A 17,540-nucleotide genomic window follows, 5' to 3' on the forward strand; every position below is an offset into this window, starting at 1 on the left:
GATATAAATTGACGCATAAACCTCAGGGAGAGCCGCTTATGCAGGCCGAAACGCTGGAAAGGCTGCGCAGCAACGTCGCCGCGCAGAAAGAGAAAAATCCCGCCATCTACGGCAAGGTCGATTTCTCCATCGTCCCGGAACGGTTTGCCGCCGATGCCGGCACGCCGAGCGTCCTCCCCGGCAAATTCGATGCCGCCCGCGCGGCGTTGCTGGCCGACCCCGATCGCATGGCGTTCATCCGCAGCTACACCATGATGGGCGACCCGCCTGCCGACGCCTATGCGGCGCTGATGCGCGAATACGGCTTCCGCCGGCTGGTCGGCATGCTGGTTCAGGCCTGCGACGTCGGCATCGAGACGGTGGCCGATGCGCCGGCCGAACTCGTCGCGCTGATCCGCGCCATGGAGCGAACGCCTGCCTGGCTCGACATGAAGCTGGTCGAGGAAGGCGCGCGGATCGACCGCAACGGCGCCGCCAATCTCAGTCCGTTCATCATCCGCGGCGCGTTCCTCGCGACCTTCATGAACAAATACGCTGCGCTGCCGATGGCGATCACCAACGCCCTGTCGAGCGGCTCGTCGGCGCGGCGCGTCAAGGAAACCGCGACGTTCTTTGCAACTTCGGTGCTGCCGGGCGCGCTCGGGCGCCTCGGGCCGGGCTTCAAGGCGGCCGCGATGGTGCGGCTGATGCACTCGATGGTGCGCGCCAATGTGATGCGGCGTGCCGACAATTGGGACATCGCGGTCTACGGCATCCCGATTCCACAGGTCGACCAGATGCCGGCCGGGTTGATCCCGATCTTCCTGCTGGCGCAGAAGGTGCTGGCCGACGGCCGCACAGAGTTCACGGCGGAAGAGCGCGCACGCGTCGAGCTTGCGCGCTACCGCTGCTTCCTGCTCGGCCTGCCGGAGGAACTGCTCGCCGATACGCCGAAGGGCATCGTCGATCTGATGCTGTTGCGGTCCGCGACGTTGCGCGCCGGTTATGACGACAAGACCTGCGGCGAATTGGTTCGCGCCACGATGGCGGCGACCTTGCGCTCCGACACCTCCATCAGCAGCCGTCTCTTTGAAGTCTTCGAGCGCAGCTTCGCGAAGACGTTCTTCCTGAACAGTTTTCTGAATGGCGACAGGGCCAGGGCTGCATCGATCGGCGTGCCGCTGACCGCGAAGGATCGCGCCCTCACGGCACTGGTCGGGATTTTTCTGTTCAGCCGGCTTGCGCTCTACCGGCTGGCATCCCGCATTCCCGGGCTGCGCGAGGTCGCGGACCGGCGCCTGGTCAAGCGAATCGAAAACCAGTTGAAGGACTATGGCCACGCCGAGTTCACGACGGATGCCTCGGCCTATCGGCCGGCGCAGCCCTCGGCGGTGAAGTCGTAGCGCGATGGGATCGGGTCGGATCGTCGTCGCGCTTCGGCCTGTTGTTTGAGCATGATCTCCGCGCAAGCGCGTTCCGCGCTTGTCGCGAGGGAAAACCGCTTCGCACTTTTCCGGATCATGCTCTAGCGCGCCGCCGCGCAGCCGCGGATATCGAACACCGCGGTCAGGCCGCAGGGCGAGTTGAGCATCTTGCCGCCCTCGTGGCCGACGCCGGGCACGTCCCACACGCTGTGGTTCGGCGTGCCGCCGTCGCGGGCGGCCATCGTGGCGACATAGGAGTGGCCACGCGCGTAACGATACGGGCCTTCGGCTTCCGCCATGCAGGATTTGTCGAGCGCGGGATGATCGGGGTTGGTGTCGAGCGTTCCCAAGAGATAGATCACGCGGCGCGCGACATAGGCCTGTTCCAGTGCGGCTGGGGTCGGCTCGGCGAGATAGGGCGGACGCTCGTCCATGCCGAATTTCCAGCTGTTATAGCCTTCGCACCTCGCCGCGATCGCGGGCTCCGGGCGCTCCTTGGTGAAATACGCATAGGAAGAGGGGTTGGCGACGACATAGCGCACACCGATGCCCTCGCGCAGCAGCACCTGATCGCCCTTCACCGCGATCGCATAGCGCTGCACCACCTGGCCGCCGCCGGAATGGCCGAACACCACGACCTGTTTCAGGTTCGGAAACAGCTTGCGGTCGCCGAGCCTGGCCAGGATCGCATCGAGCGCGTCGAACGAACTCGCCGGGCCAGGTGCGATTGCAGGCTCGCCGCCCTGCCAGCCATAGAGGCTCCAGCGCAGCGTCTCCGCCGGCAGCTTGAACGCCTCGACGTCGGGCGCGATCAAAAACTGCGGCGCGATCATCAGCGTGTGCTTGCCGACATCGCCCGCCGCCGCCTGCGCGCTCAGCGCCGCGCGGAAATAATCGTTGGCGTTGCGCAGCACGCCATGCAGCACCAGCACCGCGCGGGTGACATCGGGCAGCGGATTGGACCAGTCGGTCGAGAGATAGAGCGGAAACGTCGCGTTGCCGACGGCGATGCGCCCGCTGGCAATCTCCTTGACCGGCTTCATGTCGCGCTCGGTCTGCGCCGGCGTGGCGGACGCGACCGGCGCGTGCGCCGCCGTCACGACCAGCAGCGCCAATGCCGCAAGCCAGCCCCGATGATGCATGGTTCAACTCCGTTACGCTGCGAGCTCGGCAGGATCATGCCGTGTCGGGTGTCAATTCACCCGTGAATTTTCGGAAAGTTTCCGGACCGCGCCTCAAGCCGCGAGCCGCCCGCGATTGTTGGCGGCAAGGATCGGGCGAATCAGGCGGCCGAACCGCTCCGCCTCCTCGTCATGCAGATAGCCGGACAGGCAGAAGGAGTGGCAGCCGGCATCGATGAACTGCTGCAAGGTCGCGGCGCATTGCTCGGGATTGCCGACAACGGCGATCCCCGCACCCGGCCGCACCTTGGTGATCCCGGTCCACAGATGCGGCATCAGCAGATCGCCATGGTCGCGCGCCAGCTGCTGCACGCGCTGATTGGCTTCCGAGCGATTATACAGCGTCTTCATCTCCTGCTTCTGCCGCTCGGTGGCATGACGCACCAATTGATCGGCCGCCTCCCAGGCATCGGCCTCATTCTCGCGGCAGATCACCTGCAACCGCATGCCGAAGCCGATCGCATCCTCGCGGTCGTGCGCCCGCGCCATCTGCCGAATCTCGGCGATATTCTCCGCGATGCGCTGCGGCAGATCGCCCCAGAAAAGATGGACGTCGGAGTGCTTCGCCGACACCTCCCAGGCCTGCCGCGAGCCGCCGCCGAGATAGAATTTCGGAAACGGCTGCTGCAGCGGACGCGGGCGGATATGCGCGCCCGAGATCGTGTGAAACTTGCCTTCGAAATGCACCGGCCCGCGCGTCGTCCACAGCGCCTTCAGGATCGAGACCTCCTCGTCCATCAGCGCGTAGCGCTCCTCCTTTGCGTAGCGCACGCCTTCGGCCTCGACCTCGCTCTCGTTCTGCCCGGCGATCAAATTGATGCAGATCCGCCCTCCCGACATCTGGTCGAAGGTCGAGATCATCTTGGCCATCAGCACCGGATTGATGTAACCCGGCCTTGCGGCGATCAGCGGCTTGATCCGCTCCGAGCGCGCCGCCATGAAGGCGCCCGATATCCAGGCCTCCCAGCACACCGAGCCGACCGGGATCAGCAGATACTCAAAACCGGCATCCTCGGCCGCCTTGACCACGCGCTCGCAGAGTTCCGGCGAACCCGCGATTTGCGCCTCCATCAGCCCATAGGCCGTGGTGTCGCCGTGCGTGGGCAGATACCAGCCGAATTCCAGCGGACGCATGGGCAAACTCCCTCGAAAGACGGCCTTTTTACATGGCCTGTCATACTAACGCGGGCAGTTTACAGCCCGGAGCCGGCCGGACAACGCCGTTGCCGACCCGGAGCCAATCAGCTAAATGAACCCCTGCACGCACCCGTAGCTCAGCTGGATAGAGCGTTGCCCTCCGAAGGCAAAGGTCACACGTTCGAATCGTGTCGGGTGCGCCAAACGCCCCATCATTCCGGCGCCGAAGGTCCTCAGTCGACCAGCGAGAATTTCTGGTTCGCCGCCGCTGCGTCGCAGCGGTTCTGGCGCAGCGTGCCGCCCTTGCCGGGATCCTCGAGGCAAAGCCCGGACTCCTTCACCCTGATACGATAGGCGCCGGGCGTCGCGATCTCGATCCGAAACAGTTCATTCTCCGGCAGACGACCATCTCCGCAGCTCCACTGAATCAGATTCCCCGGACCTCCGCGTGTCGTGCCATCGCCAGGAGACGTCGCGCCGTTCGATATGTTCAGACACAAGCCGGGGCGCGCATTGACTGTATGGACCGAGTAGAAGCCGTCGCCTCGATCGACGATGTTGAACTCTTCGTTGCTGTATGAGCCGCACGGATAAGGAATGATCGCGGCTCCCGGATTTGTCGCGCTGGCCGAGACATTCAGGCAAAGCCGCGTCGCCTGGGAAACGATTTTGTGCACGCCCGGTATCTTGTCGATCGGCACATCGGATCGCGCCGTCACGCCGTCGACCAGGTAGGCCGTGATGGAGCGAGCGGGCGTGACGTTGACGATATGCTTTTCGCGGGACAGGGCGACCGTCTCCTCGCGAAGGTTTGTCTGCGCATCCGACGTCGTGCGGTAGGCCGTGACCGTGGCGGGCAAGCCCGCAAAGGCCGACAAGTCGAGATCATCCTCGCCGGCCTCCCAACTGGTCGTCACCAGAACCAGACGTTTCGCTGCAGGCGAATAGGCCGCGAGCGTATTGTAGGCGCCGCCGGCCGATACGATCTGATAGCCCGGACGAATGAAGCGGCTGTACTGCGCCAGCGCATAATATTGCTTCTTCGGGAGTGCTGGCCCTCCGTGCGGATCGAAGCCGATCACCTCCCAGTCCGGTTGCCACAGCAGCCAGGCCTCCGCGCCGAGATCACGCAGGTCCATGCGGATCGCATCCGCCATGAACAGCGCGCCCCACATCTCGCCCTTTTCCTTCTGGTCGGCAAAGCAGCAGCCCAACTCGCTCATCCAGATCGGCTTGTGGAGCCTCCCGGCGAGGGCCCCGTACTCCTTCAGCTTGGCAAGATCGCCGACACCATGATGATAATCGTGGGTGTCGAACCGTCCGATCGCGGCCAGCGCCGCCGCATCGAGGTGACTTGCATCGCTGACGGCAGCGGAGATGTTGTTCGCATCCACACCGGCGACGAAGGTCTCCAGGCCATCATGCTGCAGCCGGGCCTTGAGCATCGGCAGCACGGCATTTTGCACAGCTACCGGAGCGGAATATCCCTCCTGTGTGCCTCCGGCACGCCAGCTTCCGTCCGGTTCGTTGAATGCCTCGACGCTCTCGAACTTGATGCCCTCGGCCTCGCGGAAATGCTTCACCACCGTCGCCAGATAGTCGACGAAGCTCTCCCTCATCTCCGGACGAAGGTTGTCCTGGTGCGGCTCTCTGCTCCCGGCAGAGCATCCGCTCATCGTCATCCAGTAAGGCGGTGAGTACGAGACCGCTTCAAAGATGTCCGCTCCGCGCTTTTTCGCCTCATGCAGCATGCGTAGCTGGGCAGCGTCGCGCTTCCAGTCGAACGCTGCACCTGGACCGGACTGATACCCCTCCATCTGTGCATCCGGGCGCATGTGGGTGTGGGTGGGATCGTCACCACCGCCGATGTCGTAGCGTGCGATGTTGAACCCCAGCGTCAGACGGGTCGCGGGATCGCCAAACAGCAGGTCCATATACACGCCTTGCAACGCAGGATCTGAGATCTTCGCGGCTTGACGTCCGCCGCCATAGAGATCGTTTGCTTCCCACGCCAATGACATTCCCCAGCCTCGAAAGGAATGAGAGACGTGTGCTGCGATCTTTCCTCTGTTGATCGAAGCCTCGGGAACGCTCGTGACGGAGCCTTCGCGATCCAGAGCGGCAGCCTTGAGGCCGCAGCCGATCGAAAGCAGCAGGACAAGGCTCGCCAGTGCAGAGCGAGAAGCAGTCATGCGGAACTCTCAGTTTGCGTTCGAGCCGCTCGACTGATGTTCGAGCGTCGATCGACATCATCGCGTTCCATACTGACACCGAGCTGACACGCATCCGCTGTCGTTAACGATTCCATCGTCGCGCGACCTCGAAATCATGGAGTCAGCACAAACATTCACAACGGGTTCATGTCGCCGCCACTATTCGACTCCAACGCTGGGGGAATAAGATTGGAGTATGTGCCATGCGCCGCATCGCCGGACTGCCTTTCGCTCTTGCTCTCAGCCTCTGCTGCCTCTCACCGCCTAACGCTGCACACGCGCAGCTCGCCATCGGCATCGGCATTTCCGTGAACGCCGCGCCGCCGCCATTGCCGGTCTATGTGCAGCCGCCGATGCCCGCGGTCGGCTATATCTGGACCCCGGGCTACTGGGCCTGGAGCGACGATACCGGCTACTACTGGGTGCCCGGCACGTGGGTGCTTCCGCCCGCGCCTGAGTTGCTGTGGACGCCAGGCTACTGGGGCTGGAACGACGGCGCCTACGGGTTCCACGCCGGATATTGGGGCGCGACCGTCGGCTTCTACGGCGGCATCTCTTACGGCTTCGGCTACACGGGCGCCGGCTATGAGGGCGGCTATTGGCGCGGCGGCAGCTTCTTCTACAACAGCTCCGTCAACAACATCTCCAACGTCTCCGTCACCAACGTCTACAACAAGACCGTCATCAACAACACGACCAACGTCAGCTACAATGGCGGCACCGGCGGCACCACGGTGAGGCCGACGCCGCAACAGGCCGCGGCCGCGAACGAGCATCACGTGGCAGCGACCGCCGAGCAGACCCGGCACGCGGAAGCGGCGATGAAGGATCCTGCGCTGACGCTCGCCAACAACCATGGTCATCCGGCGGTCGCCGCGACCGCCCACGCCGCACAGTTCAGCGGCGCCGGCGTGATCGCGGCGCGACCAGGCAAGCCGATCGCGGCGCCGCCGCCCCGGCATGCGCAACCGACGGCCGAGCACGCTGTGCCGACAGGGAATGCCGTGCCGCCGGGACATGCCCTGCCGAGCGGAAACGCATTGCCGGCTGCGCACGCTGCTCCGGCAGAGCACGCTCAAACGACAGGACACGCCCTCCCCACCGGAAACGCGCTGCCGCCAGAGCACACAGCGCCAACGGGACACGCCCTGCCCGCGGGGAACGCGGTGCCGGCTGCGCACGCACAACCGGCGGAACACACCCTGCCGACAGCACATGCTGCGCCCGCCGTCGGAGAACATCCCGCCCCGGCGCCGCACGTCGCAGCAGCGCCAGCCGTGCATGCGCCAAGGCCGCAGGCCGCACAGCATGCTCCACCCGCGCCACGCCCGGCTGCGCACTCGCCGGCGCCGCACGTCGCGCAAGCCGTGCACCGTGCCCCGCCGCCGCGGCCCGCAGCGCCGCATGTGTCACGACCGGCACCGCGGCCGCATCCTGCGCCACGGCCGCAACATCCCGCGGCGAGGCCAACGCCACACAAGCACGCATGATCCAGCTGACCGGCGTGCCCGCAAGGGCACGCCGATTTCACATGAGAGATCATCGCGTGCAACACGGCACACGATGCAAATCGTCAGTCACGGATTTTGCGGCGCGCAAGGCGTACCGTCAGGCCAATTCGTCGGCTGCGTCCGCGATCGCGCTGTAAATCTCGTCGAGGTCCGCCTCGGTGACGCAATAGGGCGGCATGACGTAGATCGTGTTGCCGAGCGGCCGCAGCAGCAGGTCGCGGCGTGCGAAGAAGGCCTGAAGCTTCGGGCCGATGCCGGCCAGATAGCCGGCATCGCTGGCCTTCAGATCGAGCGCCGTGATGGTTCCGGTGCGGCGGACGTTTTCAAAACGCGCATCGCTGCGGAACGGCGCGATCAGGCGCTCCTGCATGGCCGCGACGGAAGCGACGCGCTCGCCCGCGCCATGCTGCCAGAGCTCAAGGTTTGCCCGTGCAGCAGCGCAAGCGACCGGGTTCGCCGTGTAGGAACTGGAGTGAAAGAACATCCGCGCGCGATCGCTGGAATAATGCGCGTCGTAGATCTCGGCACGGCACAGCGTCACCGCGAGTGGCAGCGATCCGCCGGTGAGGCCTTTCGAGTAGCAGACGATGTCGGGCGTGATTTCGGCCTGCTCGCACGCGAACAAGGTACCGGTGCGGCCCCAGCCGGTCATCACCTCGTCGGCGATGAACAGCACATCAGAGGCTTCGCAGATGCGCTTCATTTCCTTGAGCACCCACGCCGGATACATCAGCATGCCGCCGGCGCCCAGGATCAGCGGCTCGACGATGAACGCCGCCGCGGTCTGCGCCTTGCATGCGGCTTCGAGCGCATCGAGCGTCGCCTGCTCATGGCCTGTGGCTGGAAACGGGATCGTTGCGACGTCGAACAACAGCGGCTCGTAGGCCTTGTTGAAGACGCCGCGCGCGCCGACCGACATCGTGCCGACGGTGTCGCCATGGTAGGAGTGCTGCATCACGATGATCCGCGTGCGCGGCACGCCGATATTGTGCCAGTAGCCGAGCGCCATCTTCAGCGCCACTTCGACGCTGGTCGAGCCGCTATCTGAAAAGAACACATGCTCAAGACCGCGTGGCGCCAGCTTCAGCAGTTGCGCGGCAACCTGTTCGGCCGCATCGTGGGTGTGGCCGGCAAAGATGATCTGATTGAGCTGCTCCGCCTGCTCCTGGATCGCGCGCACGATATGGGGATGGCAATGGCCATGGGTCACGACCCACCAGGACGCGATCGCATCGATGATGCGGCGATCGTCCGCGGTGTAGAGGTAGGCGCCCTCGCCGCGCACGATCCGTGTCATCTCGCCATGCAGCGCGTGCTGGGTGAACGGATGCCAGATCGGCGACCTCCTGGGCGACGTCATGTGTCGAAATCTCCGCTCCGGAATGACGACTTGAACGCTGCGCGCAGTGTATCCTCCGTGAGCGGTGAAAGCAGGGGCAGCCGGCCCAACCGGCGCATCTGTCCGAACTCGCAGATGGCGCGCTCGCTCTCGGGATTGCTGTCGCCGATAAACGCGACGCCGAGAATGTCGATCCGGCGCTGGCGCAATGCCTCGACCGACAGCAGCGAGTGGTTGATGGTGCCGAGCGCGGTGCGGGCGCAGAGCACCACCGGAAGCCGCCATCGCTCGAAGATGTCGATGAAGAGCAAATCATCGTTGAGCGGCACCATCAGCCCGCCGGCGCCCTCGATCACCAGCGGCTGGCTCCCAACGTCGGGGACGTGGAGTGCGGCAGGATCAATCCGCACGCCGTCGATCGCGGCGGACTGATGCGGCGAGGCCGGCGTTCGCAGGCGGTAGCGCTCGGGCACGATGCGATCGGCCGAAAGTCCCGCAAGCCGCGCCACCAATTGCGCATCGGTCTCCTCGTCAAGGCCGGACTGAACCGGCTTCCAGTAGCTCGCGCCGAGGAAACCGGCGAGGCCCGCGGAGAAGATCGTCTTGCCGATCCCGGTATCGGTACCGGTCACCACGATCCGGCTGCTCATCGCGACCAGCCCTTGGTCTCCTCGACCAGCGCATCGAGCAGCGCGCGCACGTCGGCCTCGTCGACATTGAGGGTCAGCGCAATGCGCAGCCGCGCGGTTCCGGCCGGCACGGTCGGCGGCCGGATGCCCCTGACGTCGAAGCCGCGGGCCTGCAGCGCTGATGCAAGCTGCATCGCGCGCGCATTGTCGCCGACGATATAAGGCACGATCTGCGAGCGCGACGGACTGTGCCAGCCGCGCCGATCGAGCTCGTGATGCGTGAACGCGACCAGCTTGGCGAGGCGCTGCTGATGCTCGGGCTCCTCTCGCAGGATCAGCAGGGCCTCACGCACCGCGACGGCCACAAGCGGCGACGGTGCCGTGGCAAAGATGAACGGGCGGCAGCGATTGACCATGAAGTCGCGCAGCACGGTCGAGGCGGTGACCAGCGCGCCGGCAGCACCCAGCGCCTTGCCGCAGGTGTGCACGATCACGAGGTTCTCTCGCCCCTCATAGGGCGCCGTCAGCCCGCGTCCCTGCTCACCATAGACGCCGGTGCCGTGCGCCTCGTCGACCATCAGGAACGCGTCGTGCCGGTCGGCGATGGCGACGAGGTCGTCGAGCGGCGCGACGTCGCCGTCCATGCTGTAGACGCTTTCGACCACGATCCAGACCCGGCCTTTGCCGCCTTCGGCGCGCCAGCCGCGAATGGTGCCTTCGACCGCCTCGGGATCATTGTGCGCGCTGAACCGGAATTCGGCCCGACCGGCCCGCGCGCCTTCATGGATGCTGGCGTGCACCAGCGCATCCAGCACCAGCAGGTCGCCGCGCTGCGGCAGCGTGGTCAGCACGGCGAAATTGGCGACATAGCCGCCACCGAAGAACAGTGCGGTCTCGGCGCGGAAGAACGCGGCGGCTTCGGCCTCAAGCCGTTCGTGCTCTTCGCAATTGCCGCGCAGCAGCCGCGAGCCGCCGGCGCCGATCGGCGTGCCGGCCGCGAGCGCAGCCGAGACGACCCGCTTGATGCGCGGTGCGTTGGCGAACGCCAGATAGTCGTTCGAGACGAAATCGATGCCCGCGCGCGGCTTGAGGCCGCGCAGCCGATCGTCCTTGCTCAGGGCGCGCAAGGCCGCGGCGTAATCAGCGGCCTCGGCCGCATGGATTGCGCTCATGCGTCTCTCTCAGATTTGCAGTTGGCCGCGCGGCGAATGACGCCGCGCGCGCCGGAGGTTACGATCAGGCGAGGCGGGAGGTGATGCCGAGCCGGTCCAGCAGATCGGCGTCACGATCGCGTTGCGGGTTCTTAGTGGTCAACAGCACGTCGCCGATAAAGATCGAATTGGCGCCGGCGAGGAAGCACAGCGCCTGCAATTCATCGGTCATGTACTGACGCCCGGCCGACAACCGCACCACGCTGTTCGGCATCAGGATGCGCGCGGTCGCGACCAGCCGCGCCAGCGCGATCGGATCGGGACGCTCCGCGGTGTCGTTGACCGGGACGCCCTTGACCTCGTTCCACAGGTTGATCGGCACGCTCTCCGGGGGGCTCGGAAGATTGGCGAGCAGCACCAGCATGCCGAGCCGGTCCTCGACCATCTCGCCCATGCCGATAATGCCGCCGCAGCACACCTTGATGCCGGCGTCACGCACATGCGCGAGCGTATCGATGCGATCCTGCAGCGTGCGGGTGGTGATGATCTTGTCGTAGAACTCGGGAGAGGTGTCGACATTATGGTTGTAGAAGTCGAGCCCGGCGTCGGAGAGGCGTTCAGCCTGCTTAGTCGTCAGCATGCCGAGCGTGACGCAGGTTTCCATGCCCAAGCCCTTCACCGCGCTGACCATGTCGCAGACCTGGTCGAGATCACGGTCCTTCGGACTGCGCCAGGCCGCGGCCATGCAGAACCGGGTTGCGCCGGCGTCCTTGGCACGCTGCGCCACCGCGACCACTTCGTCCCTCGGCATCAGGCGGGTGGCCTTCAGGCCGGTGTCGTAATGCGCGCTCTGCGAGCAGTAGCCGCAGTCTTCCGGACAGCCGCCAGTCTTGATGCTGAGCAGGCTCGCGGTCTCGACGTGGTTCGGATTGAAGTTGGCGCGGTGAATGCCCTGCGCCTGGAACATCAGGTCGGCGAACGGCAGGTTATAGAGCGCCTCAGCCTCCGCCCGCTCCCAAATCTTGCGGGGCGCTGCGCTGCTGCGGCTCTCGGTCCGTTCGATCTCAACGACATCAACCATCGGGCTTGCCTTCTTGTTTGTGATCGATCATAGATAATTGAAGATATTATCTATGATCATGCTCTTAGAATGATGCTAGCCGAGGCCGTGCGGCGGCGCACTCGTTTTTATGATAGATAATCTATGATGGACGAAGGCGAGAACACGACGACCGCTGGACGCATTGCCGAGGTGCTCGCTGAGGGCATCATCAGCGGCGCATTGCCGCCGGACGTCCCGCTCCGGCAGGATCATATCGCGCGCGAATTCCATTCCAGCCATGTCCCGGTCCGCGAGGCCTTCAGGCAGTTGGAGGCGCAGCATCTCGTCGTCGCGGTGCCACGTCGCGGCGTGCGGGTCGCACCGCTCGACACCAAGTCGGTGAAGGAGATCGCCGAGATGCGTGCCGCGCTCGAGGTGGTCGCGCTGCGCAACGCTGCGCCGAAATTCACATCGGCCCATCTGGCGCGGATCGAGGTCGCCATGATCGAAGGCGACAATGCCGAGACGGTGCAGGATTTCGAGATGGCCAATCGCGCCTTCCATCACGCGCTGGTGGCGCCGTGCGCGATGCCGCGGCTGCTCGCCAGCCTCGACGGCCTGCAGTTGGCGAATTCGCGACTGGTGTTCGCGATGGCGCGCAACGCCGGCTGGCGGCCGCGGCCGAGCCAGGATCATCGCGTGATCCTGCAGGCGCTGCGCGCCCGCAACATCGAGCAGGCCTGCAGCCTGCTCGCACGGCATATTCAGACCATCGAACGGCTTGCGCTGCCGGCGACGTGATTAGAGAGCGCGTTAGGCGATCGCGACGATCTCCAGCTCCTGACCGCCCGAGCCTGCGACGTCGCCGAGGGCCTTGCCCATCAGCAACCGCGCCACCGGCGAGACATAGGAAATCGAACCTGCCTTTGGATCAGCCTCGTCCTCGCCGACGATGCGATAGGTCTGCACCCGCCCGTCGGCGCGGCTGAAGGTCACGGTGCTGCCGAACGCAACGGTCTCGGTCGAGGTAGGGTCTGCGACGACCTGCGCCGTGCGGAGGCGTTCCGTGAGATAGCGCGCATCGCGCAGCGGAACCGCCGACTGCCGCCGCCGTTCGTTGACGTCGTCCAGTTGCTGCGCGGCCTCATACGCCTCGCGCGCCTGCTGGAGCTGAAGCTCCAGCGCTTTGCGTCCTGCTTCCGTCACCAGATTGGGATGCGGCGAAATGGGGCGGTCCGGCAACAGCGTTTCGGACGCGGTCTCGGCACTCTCTTCCTTGGTGAAGGCAACGCTCAATCCGGAACTCCATCGATGAGATGGAGCAGTATAGCCCCGCCCCACGCGCCCCGCTAATGCGCGATGGGATTAGGCGGGAGTTAATGCGGCGCCGACTGTTCCGCCTTGCCCCTGCGCCCGAAGCGGTTCTTCACGCCTTCGCGCCAGCCTTGGAAGGTGACAAACAGCATCGGCACCAGGAAGATGCCGATCGAGCTGGCGGCGAGCATGCCGCCGAACACCGCGGTACCAACCGCACGGCGGCTGATTTCCGCAGCGCCGGTCGCGACCACCAGCGGCACCAGGCCGAGGATGAAGGCGATCGAGGTCATCATGACGGCGCGGAAGCGCATTTGCGCGCCCATCGTCGCGGCCTCCAGAAGTGGCTTGCCGGCCTCGCGCTGCTCCTTGGCGAACTCGACGATGAGGATGCCGTTCTTGGCGGCGAGCGCGATCAGCACCACAAGGCCGATCTGGCCGTAGAGATCGAGGTTCAGCCCCGCGAGCTTGATCGCGAGGTACGAGCCGAACACGCCGACGGTGACCGACAGCAGCACCGGAATCGGGATCGTCCAGCTCTCATACAGCGCGACCAGGAACAGATAGGCAAACAGCACCGCGAGCGCGAGGATGATGCCGGTCTGGCCGGAGGCCGCCTGCTCCTGATAGGCGGTGCCGGTCCATTCATAGGAGTAGCCGGCCGGCAGCGTCGACTTGGAGAGGTCGGCCATGGTCGCAATCGCGGTGCCCGACGACACACCCGCCGCCGGGCTGCCGTTGATCGTGACCGAACGATAATTGTTGTAGCGGGTGATTACTTGCGGGCCGGTCACGATCCGCAAGCTTGCAATCGATCGGATCGGCACCATCTCGCCGCCGGTGTTGCGCACATAGATCTGCCAGATGTCGGGGATGTCGGCGCGGTTAGCCGCATCGCCCTGCACGTTGACCTGCCACGTGCGGCCAAACAGGTTGAAATTGTTGACGTAGATGCCGCCGAGCGTAGCCTGCAGCGCGGTGAAGACGTCGGCCATGTTGAGGCCGAGCGCCTGCGCCTTGGCACGATCGATGTCGAGATAGACCGACGGATTGGTCGCGGTGAAGGTCGAGAACACGCGGGCCAGATTCGGATTGCGGTTCGCAGCGCCAATCAACCCGCCCATCACGCTGCTGAGCGAAGCCGGATCCTGCCCCTCCAGCGCCTCGAGCTGATACTCGAAGCCGCCTGAGGTCGAGAGCCCGATGATCGGCGGCAGGTTGAACGGAAGCACCGAGGCCTGGCGGATCTGCGATCCGCCGACGAAGGTCTGCCCGATCGCGGCCTGCACCGAGTCAGTGACGGCCTTGCGATCGGCAAACGCCTTCATGCGCGCCACCATGAACGCGGAATTCGGCTCACTGGCGCCGTCGAGCAGCGAGAAGCCGATGATCGACAGCACATGGTCGACCGCCGGGTTCTTCTTCAACAGCGCTTCGACCTGCTTGGTGACCTCGCTGGTGCGCGCGACCGACGCGCCGTCGGGCAATTGCACCGCGATGAAGAAGGCGCCCTGGTCTTCCTCGGGCAGGAAGCCGGTCGGCGTGATCTTCGACACGCCGAATACCGCACCGGCAAATACCAGCACCGCGACCAGGGACAACACCGCCAGGCGGACCAACCGCTGCACGACGCCGGCATAGCGGTCGCGCACCCAGTCGATGCCGCCGAGCACCCGCCCCATGATGCCACGGCGCGGCCCGCCATGGCGCAGGAACACCGCGCACAGCGCCGGCGACAAGGTCAGCGCATTCAGCGCAGAGATCACCATCGCAGCACTGATCGTCACCGCGAACTGGCGGAACAGGGTGCCGGAAATGCCGGGAATGAACGCAATCGGCACGAACACCGACAACAGCACCAGCGAGATCGCGATGATCGGCGCCGTGATCTGCGCCATCGCCTTCTTGGTGGCATCCGCCGGCGACAGCTCCGGCTCCTCCTCCATGACACGTTCGACGTTCTCGACGACGACGATGGCGTCGTCGACCACGATGCCGATCGCGAGCACCATCGCCAACAGCGAGACCGTGTTGGCGGAATAGCCCATCGCGAGCAGCACCGCGAAGGCGCCGATCAGGCTGACCGGAACCGCGACCGCCGGGATCACCGTGGCGCGCAGATTGCCGAGGAACAGGAACACCACGATCACGACGAGCACGAAGGCCTCGCCGAGCGTCTTCATCACCTCCTTGATCGTATCGGAGACGAATGTCGTGGAGTCGTACTGCACAAGGTAGGTCAGCCCCGGTGGAAACCGCTCCGACAGCCGGGCAAGCGTCGCCTGCACGGCCTTGGCCGTGGTCACCGCATTGGCGCCGGGCGCGAGGTAGATGCCCATCGGCACGCCGGGATTGCCGTCGATCCGCGATTCCGAGTCCGAGTTCTGTGCGCCGATCTCGACGGTTGCGACGTCCCTGATCCGCAGCACCGAGCCATCGGGATTGGCCCGCAGCACGATGTCGCCGAACTGCTTGGATGTGGTCAGCCGGCCCTGGGTCTGCACGTTGAACTGAAACTGCTGGTCATTGCTGATTGGACGGGCACCGATGCGACCGACCGGCGCCTGCACGCTCTGGGCGCGGATCGCGGCAATCACATCCGACGGCGCTAGATTGAGGCTGGTCAGGCGCTGGGTGTCGAACCAGATCCGCATCGAATAGTTCAGCTTGGCGAACAGCGACGCCTGGCCGACGCCGGGCGTGCGCGAGATCGCGTCCAGCACGTTGATGATCGCGTAGTTGGTGATGAACAGCGGGTCCTGCTCGGCGCTCTTGCTGTACAGCACGATGAACTGCAGCACCGCCGAGGATTTCTTCTGCACGGTCAGGCCCTGCGCCTGCACCTCGGTCGGCAATTGCGCGAGCGCGCTCTGCACCCGGTTGTTGACGTTGACGGTGTTGATATCGGGATCGGTGCCGAGCGCGAACGAGACCGTCAGCGTGTAGCTGCCGTCATTGCCGCTGGTCGACTTCATGTAGAGCATCTTGTCGACGCCGACGACCTGCGCTTCCAGCGGCTGGGCGACGCTGGATTCGACCACCTCGGCGGACGCGCCGGGGAACACGGCCGAAACCGTGACCTGCGGCGGCACGATGTCGGGAAACTGGGCGACCGGGATCTGCATCAGCGCCAGTGCGCCCGCGATCGTGATCACGAACGCGATGACGATCGCAAGCCGCGGACGATCGACGAAGATGGCGGAAATCATGGGTTGTTGCCCGTCGATTTCGGCATGCTGCCGGCGCCGCCCTCGGCCGAGACATTCATGCTGGACTGGATCAGCGCACTGGCCGGCCCCGGCGCGACCACCTCACCCGGCCTGACCTTCTGCAATCCCTCGACGATCACCTTGTCGCCGAGCGCGATGCCGCTCGTCACCGCCGCAATCGTCGACGTAGATTGCCCGAGCTTGATCCGCTTTTGCTCGGCCTTGTTGTCGGCGCCGACGACGTAGACATATTCACCCTGCTGGTCCGACAGCACGGCCGAACGCGGGATCGCCAACACCTCGACCGGCTGCACGCCTTCCAACAGGACGGTCACGAACTCGTTGTCGGTGAGCTCGCGGAGCGAGCCGCCGGTTGCGACCGAGGTGTAGGTCGACGGGTTCGGGATGGTGCCGCGCAGGGAGATGGTGTCGGTGTTCTGTGCGATCGTGTTGTTGACGAAATTCAGCTCACCGGTCTGCTGGTAGAGCCGGCCATCCGGCAACCGCAAGCGGATCACGACGGCCTTGAAACCGCCGCGCGTCGCGTAACGGTCGCGTAGATCGAGCGACTCGCGGACCGACACGGGGAACGTGACATACATCGGGTCCTGGCTGACGATCGTCGTCAGGGTTCCAGAGCTCGGCGTCACGACGTTGCCCTCGGTGACCGCGGTGCGCCCGATCCTGCCGTCGATCGGCGAGTGGATCTCGGTGTAGTCGAGATTGATCTGGGACAGGTCGACCTGCGCCTGCGCGGCCTGCACCTGGGCCTCGAGGCTCTGCTGGTTGGCGACCGCCGCATCGACGCTCGATTGCTGGCCGGCCGGGCCGCCGAGTAGCGATTTGGCGCGATCGGTGGTCAGCTTGGCGTTGACCAGCGTCGCCTGCAACTGGGCGACCTGCGCCTTCTTCGATGCGAGGTCGGCCTCGAACGGGCCGCGCTCGAGTTGATACAACAGGTCGCCGGCCTTGACCTCGGCACCCTCGACGAAGTTCCGCTTCTCCAGGAACGCGGTCACGCGCGCCACCACGTTGACGCGGTTGGGAGCCTCGATGCGCCCGAGAAACTCGTTGGTTTCGGTGATCGGCCGCTTCACTGCCTCGAACACGCCCACCGCGGGAGGTCCGGGCGGGCCCGCCTGGGCATGGGCCGCCGAGATCCCGATCACCGCCACTCCCGCCGATACCAGAAGTCCTGCCAATCCGCCGAGCATTCGTTCCGTACCACTCATGCTGTCCAACCCTTCGGCTACCAACAAGCTCTACGAGACGGATATGACGTCGAGTTCCCCGAGACCGGGACGGTCAGGAGATCATAACGCGCCTAATCCGACAATCCTGTAACCCCGGTTCCAGATTCGGACTGACGACAACGGATTGGAGGGACGGAGGACCGCTTGAGAATGTGCAT

13 protein-coding genes and 1 tRNA gene are annotated in these 17,540 nt (G+C 65.2%); 4 read left to right on the plus strand and 10 right to left on the minus strand.

Features of this window, described 5'->3' with window-relative positions:
* Nucleotides 1–38: 38 nt before the first annotated feature.
* Nucleotides 39–1,382: an oxygenase MpaB family protein gene (locus JQ616_RS25435; protein WP_212019283.1), complete on the plus strand. Its 1,344-nt coding sequence runs from the start codon at nt 39–41 to the stop codon at nt 1,380–1,382.
* A gap of 122 nt (nt 1,383–1,504) precedes the next feature.
* Here JQ616_RS25435 and JQ616_RS25440 read toward each other — a convergent pair whose 3' ends face one another.
* Nucleotides 1,505–2,545 carry an alpha/beta hydrolase gene (locus tag JQ616_RS25440; protein ID WP_212019285.1) on the minus strand — a complete coding sequence of 347 codons (1,041 nt, stop codon included), beginning with the start codon at nt 2,543–2,545 and terminating at the stop codon, nt 1,505–1,507.
* Between the two features lie 93 nt (nt 2,546–2,638).
* Nucleotides 2,639–3,718 carry an LLM class flavin-dependent oxidoreductase gene (locus JQ616_RS25445; protein WP_212019287.1) on the minus strand — a complete coding sequence of 360 codons (1,080 nt, stop codon included), beginning with the start codon at nt 3,716–3,718 and terminating at the stop codon, nt 2,639–2,641.
* Nucleotides 3,719–3,847: 129 nt separating this feature from the next.
* Here JQ616_RS25445 and JQ616_RS25450 point away from each other — a divergent pair.
* Nucleotides 3,848–3,924: transfer RNA gene (locus tag JQ616_RS25450), tRNA-Arg, on the plus strand.
* Nucleotides 3,925–3,954: 30 nt separating this feature from the next.
* Here the strand turns inward: JQ616_RS25450 and JQ616_RS25455 are convergent.
* A complete protein-coding gene (locus JQ616_RS25455) occupies nt 3,955–5,913 on the minus strand; it encodes a glycoside hydrolase (RefSeq protein ID WP_212019289.1) in 1,959 nt (652 codons plus the stop codon).
* 224 nt (nt 5,914–6,137) lie between these two features.
* On the opposite strand from JQ616_RS25455, the gene JQ616_RS25460 reads away from it, so the two are divergent.
* On the plus strand, nt 6,138–7,424 hold the full coding sequence (locus JQ616_RS25460) for a YXWGXW repeat-containing protein (protein ID WP_212019291.1): 1,287 nt from the start codon (nt 6,138–6,140) through the stop codon (nt 7,422–7,424).
* Nucleotides 7,425–7,542: 118 nt separating this feature from the next.
* Here the strand turns inward: JQ616_RS25460 and JQ616_RS25465 are convergent, their stop codons facing one another.
* From JQ616_RS25465 to bioB, 4 genes are all read right to left on the minus strand, one after another.
* The gene (locus JQ616_RS25465) at nt 7,543–8,805 is read right to left on the minus strand and encodes an adenosylmethionine--8-amino-7-oxononanoate transaminase (RefSeq protein WP_212019293.1); all 1,263 of its coding nucleotides are present in this window, start codon (nt 8,803–8,805) and stop codon (nt 7,543–7,545) included.
* Nucleotides 8,802–9,434, minus strand: coding sequence for a dethiobiotin synthase (gene bioD, locus JQ616_RS25470; RefSeq protein WP_212019295.1), 633 nt, complete (start codon nt 9,432–9,434; stop codon nt 8,802–8,804). The genes JQ616_RS25465 and bioD overlap by 4 nt, the downstream gene beginning before the upstream one ends.
* Entirely contained in the window at nt 9,431–10,585 is a 1,155-nt protein-coding gene (locus JQ616_RS25475; RefSeq protein ID WP_212019297.1) for an 8-amino-7-oxononanoate synthase, read from the minus strand. The genes bioD and JQ616_RS25475 overlap by 4 nt, the downstream gene beginning before the upstream one ends.
* A 64-nt stretch (nt 10,586–10,649) precedes the next feature.
* Nucleotides 10,650–11,645: a biotin synthase BioB gene (gene bioB, locus JQ616_RS25480; protein ID WP_212019300.1), complete on the minus strand. Its 996-nt coding sequence runs from the start codon at nt 11,643–11,645 to the stop codon at nt 10,650–10,652.
* A gap of 123 nt (nt 11,646–11,768) precedes the next feature.
* Between bioB and JQ616_RS25485 the strand changes: the two genes are divergently transcribed.
* Nucleotides 11,769–12,407: a GntR family transcriptional regulator gene (locus tag JQ616_RS25485; RefSeq protein ID WP_212019302.1), complete on the plus strand. Its 639-nt coding sequence runs from the start codon at nt 11,769–11,771 to the stop codon at nt 12,405–12,407.
* A 12-nt stretch (nt 12,408–12,419) separates the two neighbouring features.
* Here JQ616_RS25485 and greA read toward each other — a convergent pair whose 3' ends face one another.
* The 3 genes from greA to JQ616_RS25500 form a co-directional block, all read right to left on the minus strand.
* Nucleotides 12,420–12,902 (minus strand): transcription elongation factor GreA, encoded by a 483-nt coding sequence (greA, locus tag JQ616_RS25490; protein ID WP_212019304.1) that lies wholly within the window; start codon nt 12,900–12,902, stop codon nt 12,420–12,422.
* Nucleotides 12,903–12,982: 80 nt separating this feature from the next.
* Entirely contained in the window at nt 12,983–16,129 is a 3,147-nt protein-coding gene (locus JQ616_RS25495) for an efflux RND transporter permease subunit (RefSeq protein WP_212019306.1), read from the minus strand.
* Nucleotides 16,126–17,361 carry an efflux RND transporter periplasmic adaptor subunit gene (locus tag JQ616_RS25500; protein ID WP_249137272.1) on the minus strand — a complete coding sequence of 412 codons (1,236 nt, stop codon included), beginning with the start codon at nt 17,359–17,361 and terminating at the stop codon, nt 16,126–16,128. The genes JQ616_RS25495 and JQ616_RS25500 overlap by 4 nt, the downstream gene beginning before the upstream one ends.
* Nucleotides 17,362–17,540: the final 179 nt, after the last annotated feature.

This window comes from Bradyrhizobium tropiciagri, assembly GCF_018130545.1.
Taxonomy (GTDB): Bacteria; Pseudomonadota; Alphaproteobacteria; order Rhizobiales; family Xanthobacteraceae; genus Bradyrhizobium; species Bradyrhizobium tropiciagri_A.